This window comes from Dankookia sp. GCM10030260 (assembly GCF_042666655.1).
Taxonomy (GTDB): Bacteria; Pseudomonadota; Alphaproteobacteria; order Acetobacterales; family Acetobacteraceae; genus Paracraurococcus.
Window position 1 is genome coordinate 378018 of sequence record NZ_JBHTDE010000003.1, and the last position, 13134, is coordinate 391151.

At 72.9% G+C, this 13134-nt stretch carries 11 protein-coding genes; 9 read left to right on the top strand and 2 right to left on the bottom strand.

Annotated elements, in window-relative coordinates; all coding sequences use genetic code 11:
- Nucleotides 1-81 precede the first annotated feature (81 nt).
- From alr to ACFQS7_RS13310, 3 genes are read left to right on the top strand one after another with little or no spacing between them, the layout of a single operon-like run.
- A complete protein-coding gene (gene alr, locus ACFQS7_RS13300; RefSeq protein WP_380067562.1) occupies nucleotides 82-1170 on the top strand; it encodes an alanine racemase in 1089 nt (362 codons plus the stop codon).
- A complete protein-coding gene (locus ACFQS7_RS13305) occupies nucleotides 1170-1958 on the top strand; it encodes an MlaE family ABC transporter permease (RefSeq protein ID WP_380067563.1) in 789 nt (262 codons plus the stop codon). Before alr ends, ACFQS7_RS13305 begins: the two co-directional genes overlap by 1 nt.
- A 5-nt stretch (nucleotides 1959-1963) precedes the next feature.
- Nucleotides 1964-2773, top strand: coding sequence for an ABC transporter ATP-binding protein (locus ACFQS7_RS13310; RefSeq protein ID WP_380067564.1), 810 nt, complete (start codon nucleotides 1964-1966; stop codon nucleotides 2771-2773).
- Nucleotides 2774-2912: 139 nt separating this feature from the next.
- Here the strand turns inward: ACFQS7_RS13310 and hrpB are convergent, their stop codons facing one another.
- Entirely contained in the window at nucleotides 2913-5375 is a 2463-nt protein-coding gene (gene hrpB / locus ACFQS7_RS13315) for an ATP-dependent helicase HrpB (protein WP_380067565.1), read from the bottom strand.
- 50 nt (nucleotides 5376-5425) lie between these two features.
- Nucleotides 5426-5773 carry a hypothetical protein gene (locus tag ACFQS7_RS13320; protein WP_380067566.1) on the bottom strand — a complete coding sequence of 116 codons (348 nt, stop codon included), beginning with the start codon at nucleotides 5771-5773 and terminating at the stop codon, nucleotides 5426-5428.
- A gap of 122 nt (nucleotides 5774-5895) precedes the next feature.
- On the opposite strand from ACFQS7_RS13320, the gene ACFQS7_RS13325 reads away from it, so the two are divergent.
- From ACFQS7_RS13325 to ACFQS7_RS13350, 6 genes are all read left to right on the top strand, one after another.
- Nucleotides 5896-7953, top strand: a complete 2058-nt coding sequence (locus ACFQS7_RS13325; RefSeq protein WP_380067567.1) for a protein-disulfide reductase DsbD family protein — start codon at nucleotides 5896-5898, stop codon at nucleotides 7951-7953.
- 77 nt (nucleotides 7954-8030) lie between these two features.
- Nucleotides 8031-8960: a lysophospholipid acyltransferase family protein gene (locus ACFQS7_RS13330; protein ID WP_380067568.1), complete on the top strand. Its 930-nt coding sequence runs from the start codon at nucleotides 8031-8033 to the stop codon at nucleotides 8958-8960.
- Nucleotides 8961-9140: 180 nt separating this feature from the next.
- Nucleotides 9141-10544: a tRNA (N6-isopentenyl adenosine(37)-C2)-methylthiotransferase MiaB gene (gene miaB, locus ACFQS7_RS13335; protein WP_380067569.1), complete on the top strand. Its 1404-nt coding sequence runs from the start codon at nucleotides 9141-9143 to the stop codon at nucleotides 10542-10544.
- 41 nt (nucleotides 10545-10585) lie between these two features.
- Nucleotides 10586-11650 (top strand): PhoH family protein, encoded by a 1065-nt coding sequence (locus ACFQS7_RS13340; protein WP_380068017.1) that lies wholly within the window; start codon nucleotides 10586-10588, stop codon nucleotides 11648-11650.
- A 46-nt stretch (nucleotides 11651-11696) separates the two neighbouring features.
- On the top strand, nucleotides 11697-12173 hold the full coding sequence (ybeY, locus tag ACFQS7_RS13345; protein ID WP_380067570.1) for an rRNA maturation RNase YbeY: 477 nt from the start codon (nucleotides 11697-11699) through the stop codon (nucleotides 12171-12173).
- Nucleotides 12170-13087 carry a hemolysin family protein gene (locus tag ACFQS7_RS13350; RefSeq protein WP_380067571.1) on the top strand — a complete coding sequence of 306 codons (918 nt, stop codon included), beginning with the start codon at nucleotides 12170-12172 and terminating at the stop codon, nucleotides 13085-13087. The genes ybeY and ACFQS7_RS13350 overlap by 4 nt, the downstream gene beginning before the upstream one ends.
- The last annotated feature ends 47 nt before the right edge of the window (nucleotides 13088-13134 follow it).

The window sequence follows — 13134 nt, forward strand, 5'->3', positions numbered from 1 at the left end:
CTGGGTCGAGAGTTGCGGTGCCCGGCGCGTTCAATCCGGGGCTTGCCGCGGCTATCAGGGCAGTCCATGCCGTGCTGCACAATGACCCGGGGTGAGGCGATGCAGGCGGTGCTGACCGTCGATCTCGGCGCCGTGGCCGACAACTGGCGGCTGCTGCGGGACCGCGCCGCGCCTGGCGCCGTCGCCGGCGTGGTCAAGGCGGATGGCTACGGGCTCGGCGCCGCCCCGGTCGCGCGTACGCTGCTGGCTGCCGGCTGCCGGCACTTCTTCGTCGCCCATCTGGCGGAGGGCATGGCGCTCCGCGCCGCGCTCGGTCCCGGGCCGATGGTCGCGGTCCTGAACGGCTTCGCCCCTGGGTCCGACGGGACGGCCGGCCTGCTGGCGGTGCTGAACGGCCCCGGCGACGTTGCCGCCTGGACCGCGGCGGCTCGCACGGCGGGGAGGCAACTTCCTGCCTTGCTGCACGTGGATACGGGCATGGCCCGGCTCGGCTTGGCTCCGGCCGAGGTCGCCGCGCTTGCCGCCGACCCGGCTTCCCTGGCCGGGATCGACCTGCGCTACCTGATGACCCATCTCGCCTGTGGCGACGACCCGGAGAATCCCCTGAACGCCCAGCAGGCCAGCCGCTTCGCCGCCATCCGTGCCCGCCTGCCCAAGGCGCCGGCGAGCCTGGCCAATTCTTCCGGCATGTTCCTCGGCGCGGATTTCGGCTCCGACCTGGCCCGGCCTGGCTGCGCGCTGTACGGCATCAACCCCACGCCGGCGGCGCCGAACCCGATGCGGCAGGTGGTGACGCTGGAGGCGCCGGTGCTGCAGGTACGGGACGTTCCGGCCGGCACCCCGGTGGGCTACGGCGCCACCTGGACCGCGCCGCGGCCCTCCCGGATAGCCACCGTTGCCGCGGGCTATGCCGATGGCTACCTTCGCTCCCTCTCGGGGCAGGCCGTCGGCAGGATCGCCGGCCGGCCCGTGCCCCTGGTCGGCCGGGTATCCATGGATCTCATCACCTTCGACGTGACCGACGTGCCCGAACCCGTGCCCGGTGATACGGTGCAATTGATCGGCCCCGGCAACACGCCGGACGAGGTCGCCGCTGCGGCCGGCACCATCGGCTACGAAGTCCTCACCTCGCTCGGCGCCCGCTACCGCCGCGACTATCGCGCCGCCTGATGGGAGCGATCCTGCTCGACCCGCTCGCGGCGCTCGGCCGCGCGGTCATCGCCGCCTGCCATGCCGTCGGCAACCTGGGCCTGTTCACGCTGGAGGCCGTCAGCCACCTGCTGCGGCCGCCCTTCTACGGCCGGCTGTTCTGGCGCGCCTTCGTCGAGATCGCCTGGTTCTCGCTGCCCGTGGTGGCGCTGACCGCGGTTTTCACCGGCATGGTGCTCGCCTTGCAAAGCTATACAGGCTTTGCCCGCTTCAACGCGCAATCGGCGATCGCCAGCGTCGTCGTCATCTCGCTGGTCCGCGAACTCGGCCCGGTGCTGGCGGCGCTGATGGTGGCCGGCCGCATTGGCGCCAGCTTCGCGGCCGAGATCGGCACCATGCGCGTCACTGACCAGATCGACGCGCTGACCACGCTGTCCACCAACCCGATGAAATATCTGGTGGCGCCGCGCCTCCTGGCCGCGGTCATCGCCATGCCGCTGCTGGTGCTGGTGGCCGATGTGCTCGGCGTGATGGGCGGCTGGCTGATCGGCACCCAGAAGCTCGGCTTCGTCTCGGCCGCCTACATGAAATCCACCTTCGACTACCTGGTGGCGGAGGACGTGATATCCGGCCTGGTGAAGGCGGCGGTCTTCGGTTTCGTCATCGCCCTGATGGGCACCTGGTGCGGCTACAATTCGAAGGGCGGGGCGCAGGGCGTCGGCGGGGCGACGACCAAGGCGGTGGTCGCCTCCTCCATCCTCATCCTGGCGCTGGACTATGTCCTGACCGAGATCTTCTTCGCGCAATGAGGGACATGACCGACCACGCGATCCTGTCCCCTGCGGCCGCCCCGCCCGGCGTGCCGAAGATCCGCATGCGCGGCGTGCGCAAGGCCTTCGGGCCGAAGCAGGTGCTGGACGGCGTCGATGTCGACGTGGCGGCGGGGCATTCGCTGGTGATCCTCGGCGGCTCCGGCAGCGGCAAGTCGGTGACGATCAAGAGCGTGCTCGGGCTGATCGAGCCGGACGAGGGCACGATCGAGATCGACGGCCGTGACGTGCTGCGCATGGGGCGGCGGGAGCGCGAGGAATTGGGCGACCGCATCGGCATGCTGTTCCAGAACGGCGCCCTGTTCGACAGCCTCCCCGTCTGGGAGAACGTCTGCTTCAAGCTGCTGGCGCAGAAGCGCATCACCCGGGCCAAGGCGCGCGACAAGGCGGCCGAGGTGCTGGCCCAGGTCGGCCTCGCCGGCTCGGTCGGCGACCTGTCGCCTGCCGAACTTTCGGGCGGCATGCAGAAGCGCGTGGCGCTGGCCCGCGCCATCGCCGCCCAGCCGGACATCATCTTCTTCGACGAGCCCACCACCGGGCTCGACCCCATCATGGGCGCGGTGATCGACGGGCTGATCGTCGATTGCGTGAAGCGGCTGGGCGCGACGGCGGTGTCGATCACCCACGACATGGCCAGCGCCCGGCGCATCGGCGACACCGCGGCGATGCTGCACAAGGGGCGGATCGTCTGGAGCGGGCCGGCGGGCGCGCTGGGCCATACCGGGAATGCGCTGGTGGACCAGTTCGCCAATGGCGAGCGGGAAGGGCCCATCCAGATGGAGCTGCGGCGGTAGGGGAGACAGCGAGGCCAGGGAGGAAGTATCCTTTCTGGCTCCCCCTCCATTTCCGTGGGGTGGCACCCGCCGCGCGGCGAATACGGACACACAGAAATAGATGAGGGGTTCGGGGAGAATACCTTCTCCCCGACCTTGTCTACCTGCCCGGCTTCGGCGCATCAGCCTGCGCGCTCACCGGGTCCTCCGGCCAGTTGTGCTTCGGATAGCGCCCGCGCATGTCCTTCCGCGCATCCAGCCAGCCGGCCTTCCAGAACCCCGCCAGGTCGCCGGTCAGCGCGATCGGCCGCCCGGCCGGCGAGAGCAGCGCGACCTGCAGCGGCACGCGGCCTTCCGCCAGCTTCGGCAGCCCCGATAGCCCGTACAGGTGCTGCGCCCTTGCCTCCAGCGTCGGCACCTCCCGCGCATAGTCGATGGCAGCGCTGCGGCCCATCGGCAGCGGCAGGCGGGGGGGCAGGGCAGCGTCGAGGCGCTGGCGGCGGTCCCAGGGCAGCCCTTGCAGCAGGATGTCTGGCAGGTTCAGCGCGGCGAGCTCCGTCAGCTTGGTCTTGCCGTGCAGGTGCGGCGCCAGCCAGTCCTGCACGGTGGCGACCAGCGCCGCGTCCGACAGATCCGGCCAGGCCTCGCCCTCGGCCTGCCGCATCCAGCCGATCCGGGCCTGGACCTGCCGGGCGCCCTCGCCCCAGGGCAGGTCGCGCAGGGACCGTTCCGCCACCGCGGTCGCCAGGGCCGCCGCGACCGCGGCCGGGTCGGCATGCGGGATCGTCGCCTCCTCCAGCACCAGCGGGCCGAAGCGGAGCCGCCGGCGGGCCTGCACCGCGCCGGCGCGGACATCGAAGGCGGCACCCTCCTCCCGCACGAAACGGTCGGGGAAGCGGGCCTCCAGCGCCGCGCGGTCGATCGGCGCGGCCATGCGGATGCGGGCCTCGGTGCCCTGCAATTCCAGGTCGGCCACTGCCAGCAGCGGCGACTTGGCCAGCTTGTCGGTGGTGGCCAGCCGGGCGCCCTGGCCGCTCGCCAGCCGGAAGGCGCCGGCCATGACGCCGCGCATGGCGGCGATCCGGTCGGGGAAGCCGGCCGCCAGCAGGGCGCCGGGATCGCCCTCGGGGTAGACGCTGCCGTGCACGCCCAGCCGCCGCCGGTGCAGCGCCGCGGCGCGGCGGATGCGCTGGATCGCCGGGCGGTCGGCATTCGGGTGGTCGCCGCCATGCAGCAGGTCGAGCCGCAGGCCGATATCGGCCGGGGCCTCCCGGCCTCTGATCGGGTCGCGTTCCTCCAGCAGCGCGGCGAGGTCGGCGGCCATCGCCTTCTCCCCCTCGGTCTCGGCCGCGGCCAGCATCCGCGCCAGCCGCGGATGGGTGCCGAGGCGCGCCATCCGGCGGCCGATGGCCGTCACCCGGCCGGCCGGGTCCAGCGCGTCCAGCTCCGCCAGCAGCGCGCGCGCCGCTGCCATGGCCCCGGCCGGCGGCGGGTCGAGCCAGGCGAGCGCGGCCGGCTCCGCCCCCCAGGCGGCGAGGTCCAGCGCCAGGCCCGACAACTCCTCCTCCAGGATCGCCGGCCGGTCCTGCGGCGCCAGGCCGCGATGCAATGCCTCCGACCACAGCCGGATGGCGAGGCCGGGCGCGGTGCGGCCGGCGCGGCCGGCGCGCTGCTCGGCGGCGGCCTTGCTGATGCGCACGGTGACCAGCCGGGACAGGCCGGTGGCGGGATCGAGCCGCGGCGCCCGGCGGAAGCCGCCATCGACCACGATGCGAACGCCGGGGACGGTCAACGAGGTCTCGGCGATCGAGGTCGCCAGCACCACCTTCCGCCTTTCGCCGGGATTCAGCGCCAGGTCCTGCTCGGCGGGCGGCATCTCGCCATGCAGCGGGCGGATATCGGCCTCGATCCCGCCCAGCCGCTCGGCGGTGCGGCGGATCTCGCCCCAGCCGGGCAGGAAGGCGAGGATGTCGCCCGGGTGTGCCTTCAGCGCGGCGCGGATGGCGCCGGCCATGGCTTCCGGCAGGTCGCGCGGGTCCTGGAAGTCGCGCGGCCGGTGCTCGACCGTGACCGGCCAGGCGCGGCCCAGGCTCTCGATGGTGGGCGCCTCCATCAACCCCGCGAAGGCGCCGCCATCCAGCGTCGCCGACATCGCCAGCAGCCGCAGCTCCGGCCGCAGCGCCCGCTGCAGGTCGAGGCACAAGGCGAGGGCGAGGTCGGTGTCGAGGTTGCGCTCATGCGCCTCGTCGAACAGCACCGCGGCGACGCCGTCGAGCCCGGGGTCGGATTGCAGCCGCCGCACCAGCAGCCCCTCGGTCACCACCTCCACCCGGGTGGCGGCCGAGACGGCGCGGTCGAGCCGCGTGGCGAGGCCGATGGTCTGGCCGGGCGCGGACTCGCCGATCAGCTCGGCCATCCGCCGCGCCGCGGCGCGTGCCGCCACCCGGCGGGGTTCCAGCACCAGGATCTTCCGCCCCGCCGCCCAGGGCTCGTCCTTCAGCACCAGCGGGACCAGCGTGGTCTTGCCGGCTCCCGGCGGGGCGATGAGCAGGGCGTTGGGGCCGGCGCGCAGCGCCGCGGTCAGCGCCGGCAGCGCCTCGATGATCGGGAGGTCGGGGAGCATCGGACGGCTTATAGGATGGCCGCCGCCCGGCTCCTACAGACGGGGCGGCCTCAGGCCTCCTCGCCGTCCTCCTCCTCGCCCTCCTCGTCGAGATCGATCAGGAAGACCGCGAAGTCGTCGCCGTCGCCCGGACCGTCCTCGTCGCCGGCGCTGTCCTCCTTCGCCTCGATCAGGCCCTGCTCCCAGCGGGTGGTCTCGACCGGGTCGGCCTCGCGCACCGCCAGCGGCGCCTCGCCGTCCCAGACGGCCACGCCGTCGGATTCGAATTCCTGCAGGTCCGGCCCGATCAGGCTGACCAGGATATCCTGCGCGGACTCGCGGCTCGCCTCGGAGAAAACGAGCACGGGCCGGCCGGCGACCTCGACGGTGAACAATGGCATGGCGTGGGGTTCCTGCATGGCGGGCTGCTCCTAGACCGGATCGCCGCCGCGCGGAAACGCCGCAGGCCATGAATTCGCTCCGGGTCACCGCCGCGTGCCGCTTGCTTTGGCCGTGGGGCGTTCCGTTCTATGGCTGCGCCATGGCCCGACTTCTCCTCCTTGCCCTGCTGGTCCTGCTGCCTCCCCGCGCCTGGGGCGGGGAGAGCGCGGCCATCCGCTCGCCGCGGGCCACCGCCACGCTGGTCGCCGCCGCCGCCGCGGTGGCGCCGGGGGAGGCGCTCGAGCTCGGCCTCCGCCTCCGCCTCGCCCCCGGCTGGCATACCTACTGGATCAATCCCGGCGATGCCGGCGCCCCGCCGGAGGTGACGATCCTGGTGCCGGCCGATGCCGAGGGCAGCCCGATCCGCTGGCCGACCCCCAGCCGCATTCCGACCGGACCGCTGGTCAGCTTCGGCTACGAGGGCGAGGTGCTGCTACCCTTCCGCATGGCGGCGCCGGGCGGCCTCGCCGCCGGCGACCGGCTGGTGATCGAGGCCGAGGCCAGCTGGCTGGTCTGCGCCGAGATCTGCATCCCGGAGGAGGGGCGCTTCCGCCTCGACCTGCCGGTCGCCGCCAATGGTCGGCTCGATGCCGGCCTCGCCCCGCTCTTCACCACGGCGGAAGCCGCCGCGCCGCGGCCCTCCCCCTGGGCGGCACGCGCGGCGCTGGCCGGGACGCGCGGCAGCCTGGTGCTGGAAGGCGAGGGGCTGTCGCCCGCCACCGTCCGCGGCGCCGTCTTCTTCCCGACCGAGGGCGGACTGCTGGACAATGCCGCACCGCAGCCCCTGGCGCTGCAGGATGGCCGCCTGACCCTGGGGCTGACCCGGCCGGAGGGCGCCGCGACGCCTGCCACCCTGACCGGCGTGGTCGCCCTGACCGATGCGGCCGGGGTGCGCTCGGCCTACGGCGTCGCCGCCGCGGTCGGCGGCGTGCCGGACAGCGGCGCCGAGGCGCTGCCGCTCTGGCAGGCGCTGCTCTCGGCCTTCCTCGGCGGGCTGATCCTCAACCTGATGCCCTGCGTCTTCCCGATCCTGGCGATGAAGGCGATGGCGCTGGCCCGGCTGTCCGGTGCCGCCCGGGCCGAGGTCCGGGCCCATGCCGGCAGCTACACCCTGGGGGTGATGGCGACCTTCCTGGCCCTGGCCGGGCTGCTGATCGCCCTGCGCGGGGCCGGCATCGCCGCCGGCTGGGGTTTCCAGTTCACCGCCCCGGCCTTCGTCGCGGCGCTGGCCTGGCTGATGTTCGCGGTCGGGCTGAACCTGTCGGGGGTCTATGCCATCGCCGGTCCCGCCGGGGCGGGCGGGGCGCTGGCCGGGCGGGGCGGGCATCTCGGCAGCTTCGCCACCGGCGGGCTGGCGGTGCTGGTGGCGACGCCCTGCACCGCGCCCTTCATGGCGGCCGCCGTCGGCACCGCGCTGGCCCTGCCGGCGCCTTCGACGCTGGCGGTCTTCGCCGCGCTCGGCTTCGGCCTGGCCGCGCCCTATGCGCTGCTGGGGCTGTTCCCCGGCCTGGCGCAGCGCCTGCCGCGGCCGGGTGCGTGGATGGAATGGCTGCGCCAGGGCCTCGCTTTCCCGATGTACGCCGCGTCTGCCTGGCTGGCCTGGGTGCTGGCGCAGCAGGCCGGGCCGGACGGGCTGCTGCTGGTGCTGGCCGGCGCGGTGCTGCTCGGCTTCGCCGGCTGGGCCCTGGGGCTGGCGCAGCGCAGCGCCGGAGGCGGGCGCCTGGCCGGCCGGGCGCTGGCCGGCATCGCCGTGGTCGCCGCCCTGGCGCTGCTGCCGGCGCTGGCGACCGCGCCGCCCGCCGCCGCCGGCGAAGCCGGCGCCGAGCCCTGGTCCGCCGCCCGGGTCGCCGCCCTGCAGGCCGAAGGCCGCCCGGTCTTCGTCAACATGACCGCCGCCTGGTGCATCACCTGCAAGGTGAACGAGCAGCTGGTCCTCAGATCCGCCCCGGTCCAGGCCGCCTTTGCCGGCCGCAACCTCGCCTACCTGAAGGGCGACTGGACCAACGGCGACGCCGCCATCGGCGCCCTGCTGCGGGAACATGGGCGGGAGGGCGTGCCGCTGTACCTGGTCTATCCGGCCGGCGGCGGCGGGCCGGCCCTGCTGCCGCAGGTCCTGACCGAGGGGATCGTCCTTCGGGCGCTCGACGCCGCGGGCTGAGTTCGGGGTGGTTTGTCACGTGCCCGTCACGGCAGCGTCATTGCCGCGTCGCCGGCCGCACGGTATCGCGGTTGACCATGGAAGCTGTGGTCCGCGCCCCGATCGACGCCCTGAAGCCGCGCCGCCTGCGCCGGCGCAAGCCCATCCGCTTCGGCCAGGGCCTGCCCGGCGGCCGGTTGTTCGAGGTCTTTACCGAACGTCCGCTCGGCGGCCGCTTCCGCGCGACGCGGCGGCTGGTCACGATGCTGCTCTGGACCTTGCTCTGCATCCCCGTGCAGGCGGTGCTGATGCTGCTGCCGGGGCATGCCAAGTCCCGCTTCCCGGTCTTCTACCACCGCGTCGCCGCCTGGCTGATCGGGCTGCGCGTGCAGGTGGTCGGCACCCCCTGCCGCGACCGGCCGGTGCTGTTCGTCTCCAACCATTCCTCCTGGCTCGACATCCCGGTCCTCGGCGGGGTGCTGGATGCCGCCTTCGTCGCCAAGGCCGAGGTCGGCACCTGGCCGGTGATCCGCACGCTCGCCCGGCTCGGCCGCACCGTCTTCGTCAGCCGCAGCCGCGGCACCACGGGGCAGGAGGCCACGGCGATGCGCGGCCGGATGGCCGCCGGCGACAGCCTGATCCTCTTCCCTGAGGGCACCAGCAACGACGGCACGCGGGAGCTGCCCTTCCGGACCTCGTTCTTCGCCATCGCCGATGGCGCGCGCTGGATCCAGCCGGTCTCGGTGGTCTATGACCGGCTCGGCGGGCTACCGGCCTGCCGGCGCGACCGGCCGCTGTTCGCCTGGTACGGCGACATGGAGATCGCCAGCCATTTCTGGCGGCTCGCCCGACGCAGCGGCGCCCGGGTGACGGTGGTGCTGCACGAGCCCTTCGCCTCCGACCGTCTGCCCAACCGCAAGGCCCTGGCCGTCGAGGCGCAGCGGATCGTCCGCGAGGGCGCCGAGCAGCTGCGGCGGAACCGTCCGGCGGTGCCGCTGGCGCCCCGCCTGCCGCAAAGCGTTGCTTGACCGGCAGGCCGGCGATGGCGGACGCTTTGATGGTGAGACGATTCGCAACCTTCTGCCGGCCGCCGCCGGCCCCGACGGGCGCTTGACGAGTGGGCGCTTGACCCCGGGCCGCGCCCTGCGCATCTGCCCCGCTGTCCCCGGCACCCCTTCGCGGCCGGGGTGGCGGAGTGTTCCACCGGCATGACCACGACCAGCACGCCCCCCCGGAAGCGGCTCTTCATCCGGACCTGGGGCTGCCAGATGAATGTCTATGACAGCGCCCGCATGGCCGATGTCCTGGCGCCGATCGGCTATGCCCCGGCCGAGACGCCGGACGGCGCCGACATGGTCATCCTCAACACCTGCCACATCCGCGAGAAGGCGACCGAGAAGCTCTTCTCGGAGCTTGGCCGGCTGCGCGAGGCCAAGGCGCTGAAGCGCGCCGCGGGCGGGGAGATGGTGCTGGCCGTCGCCGGTTGCGTCGCCCAGGCCGAGGGTAAGGAGATCACCGCCCGCGCGCCTTGGGTGGACATCGTGCTCGGCCCGCAGACCTACCACAAGCTGCCCGAGATGGTGGCCCGCGCCAGCCGTGCCGCCGGCGCCGTCATCGAGTGCGAATTCCCGGCGGAGGACAAATTCGACCACCTGCCGGACGCCGCCGCGCCGCAGGGGGTGACCGCCTTCCTGACGGTGCAGGAGGGCTGCGACAAATTCTGCTCCTTCTGCGTGGTGCCCTATACCCGCGGCGCCGAATTCTCCCGCCCCGCCGCCGGCGTGCTGGCCGAGGCGCGGCGGCTGGTGGCGTCGGGGGCGCGGGAGGTCTCGCTGCTCGGCCAGAACGTCAACGCCTACCATGGCGAGGGGCCGGATGGCCGGTCCTGGGGCCTCGGCCGGCTGCTGCGGGCGCTGGCCGAGATCCCCGGCCTGCTCCGGCTGCGCTACACCACCAGCCATCCACGCGATGTGGACGATGATCTGGTCGCTGCCCACCGCGACCTGCCGCAGCTGATGCCCTTCCTGCACCTGCCGGTGCAAAGCGGCAGCGACCGGGTGCTGGCGGCGATGAACCGCGGCCACACCGCGGCCGACTTCCTTCGCGTGGTCGACCGGCTGCGCGAGGCCCGGCCGGACCTCGCCTTCTCCTCCGACTTCATCGCCGGCCACCCGGGCGAGACCGCCGCCGAGTTCGAGCAGACCATGGCGCTGGTCCGCCGGGTGGGTTTCGCCCAGGCCTACAGTTTCAAATACTCGTCCCGCCCTGGAACACCGGCCGCCGGCGCGCCACATCAGGTGCCGGAGGCGGAGAAGGATGCACGGTTGCAGGCGCTCCAGGCGCTGCTCAGGGACCAGCAGGACGCGTTCAACCGCTCCCGCGTCGGCATGACCTTCCCCGTGCTGTTCACCGGCCCCGGCCGCCATGCCGGCCAGGTCGCCGGCCGCACCCCTTGGCTGCAGCCCCTGCACCTCACCGGCCCGCTTTCCCTTGTCGGCAGGGAAGCCCCGGTCACCGTGCTGGCGGCGCTTCCCAATTCGCTCTCCGGCCTGCTGGCGGCCGGGAGCGGCGCCCATAATGTCCAGCCCGCAGAGGAGCCCGCGCCCGCTTGAACCCCGCCGCCATCGCCCTCAGGCCCGGGGAGGGGCGCGCCATCACGCGCCCCATCCCCTCCCTCCCCGAACAGCGGACCGTCACCCTGCAGTTCGACGACAATGCCCTGCTTCCCCTGCTGTACGGGGAACACGACCGCCATCTGGCGCGGATCGAGCAGCGGCTGGGGATAAAGCTTGGCTCCCGCGGCAACCGGTTGACCCTCGCGGGGGCCTCGGCGCGGACCGAGGTGGCGGAAGCGGCGCTGCGCTCGCTCTGGCGGCGGCTGGAAAAGGGCCAGGGCGTGACCACGGCGGATGTGGAGGCGGCGCTGCGCATGGCGGAAGGCGAGGCGGAGAACGACCCGCGCCTGCCGCTGCAGGATGTGCCGGAGATCCGCACCCGCAAGGCGGCGATCGCCCCGCGCAGCCCGGCCCAGGCGGCCTATATCGACCTGCTGTCGCGCCAGGAGATGGTGTTCGGCGTCGGCCCGGCCGGCACCGGCAAGACCTATCTGGCCGTGGCCCAGGGCGTCGCGCTGCTGCAGGCCGGCCGGGTCGACCGCATCGTGCTGTCACGGCCGGCGGTCGAAGCCGGCGAACGGCTTGGCTTCCTGCCTGGCGACATGAAGGAAAAGGTGGACCCCTACCTGCGGCCGCTTTATGACGCGCTGCATGACATGCTGCCGGCGGAACAGGTTGCCCGTCGGATTACGTCAGGCGAGATCGAGATCGCGCCGCTAGCCTTCATGCGCGGACGGACGCTGGCCCATTGCTTCGCCATCCTGGACGAGGCGCAGAACACCACGGCGGCGCAGATGAAGATGTTCCTTACCCGGATGGGCGAGGGGACACGGATGGTGATCACCGGCGATCCGACCCAGGTCGATCTGCCGAGCGGTCAGCAGAGCGGGCTGACCGAGGCGCTGCGCATCCTGGACGGGGTGCAGGGCATCGGGGTGGCCCGCTTCGACGAACGGGACGTGGTGCGCCATCCCCTGGTGGCGAAGATCGTCTCGGCCTACGGGCGGGCCGACCTCCAGGCTGCGGAACAGCGTAGGGAGACCTATTCTGGGGAGCAGCAGGGGCGTCGGGGGAAGAAGGATCAGGATGGAACCGGGAAGTAGACCGCCCGGCGATGCGGGGGAGCCATCCCCCGCCTTTGCCGGGATCATGGACGAGGACGACGTCGACCCCCCCGAATTGGTGGTCGAGGTCGTCATGGCCGAACCGGCCTGGCGCCGCCTGGTGCCGCGGGCCGAAGCCCTGGCCCGGCGTGCCGTGGCGGCGGCGCTGCGCGAGAGCGGCGAGGCCGGCAGCGTCAGCGTCCTGCTGGCCGACGACCGTGCGCTGAAGCGCCTGAACGGCGAGCATCGCGGCAAGGACAAGCCGACCAACGTGCTGAGCTTCCCCGGCCTGGGCGACCACCTGGGCGATATCGCGCTTGCCCTTGGCGTGGTGCGGCGGGAGGCGCGGGCGGCCGGCAAGCGGCCGGAGGCGCATTTTGCCCATCTGGTCGCGCACGGCACCCTGCACCTGATCGGGCATGACCACTTGGACGCCGGCGAAGCACGCCGGATGGAGCGCGCCGAGGCACGTGCCATGCACCGCATGCGGCTGCCCAACCCCTGGCGAGGGGTGCCGGCATGAGCATGTCGAACGGCGAGGCGCGCGAACAGCGCCAGGGCATCCTCTGGCGGCTGCAGGGGCTGCTGCGGCGGCGCGAGGCCGAAAGCGTCCGCGACCGCATGGAAGAGCTGATCGAGGAGCACGAGGTGCTCCCGCGCGACAGCAATGGCCGCGGCCATCCGGACGAGTTCAGCCTGCAGGAACGCACGGTGCTGGGCAATGTCCTCAAGCTGCGGGACAAGACCGCCGACGATGTGATGGTGCCGCGCGCCGACATCATGGCGATGCCGGAGGATTTCACCCTGGAACAGGCGATCGGCCTGATTCAGCGGGATGGGCATAGCCGCTACCCGGTCTATCGCGGCCAGCTCGATGAGATCGTCGGCATGGTCCACATCAAGGATGTCTTCGCCGCGGTCGGGCGCGAGACGCCTTTCGACCTCAAGGCGATCATGCGGAAGCCGCTGTTCACGGTGCCCTCCGTGCCGGTGCTCGACCTGCTGCTGCAGATGCGCACCGCGCGCATCCACATGGCGCTGGTAGTCGACGAATATGGCGGCATCGATGGGCTGGTGACGATCGAGGACCTGGTCGAGACCATCACCGGCGATATCTCCGACGAGCACGACGAGGACGGCCCGCCGCAGATGGTGGAGAAGCCGGACGGCACGATCGAGCTCGACGCCCGCATGCCGGTCGAGGCTTTCGAGGCGCAGCTGGGCGGCGCGGTGCTGACCGACGAGGAACGCGCCGCCGATATCGATACCATGGGCGGGCTGGTCTTCACCCTTGCCGGCCGGGTGCCGGCCAAGGGCGAGCTGGTGTCGCATTCTTCCGGCCTGGAATTCCGGGTGATGGAGGCCGACCCCCGGCGCATCCGCCGGCTGCGGGTGCGGCGCGCGGGCGCGCAGGCGGGTAAGCAGGCGGCGGAGTAGGGAACCATTGCGCGTCTTTCCGCTTCACCCATCAGGCGAAGCGAGAG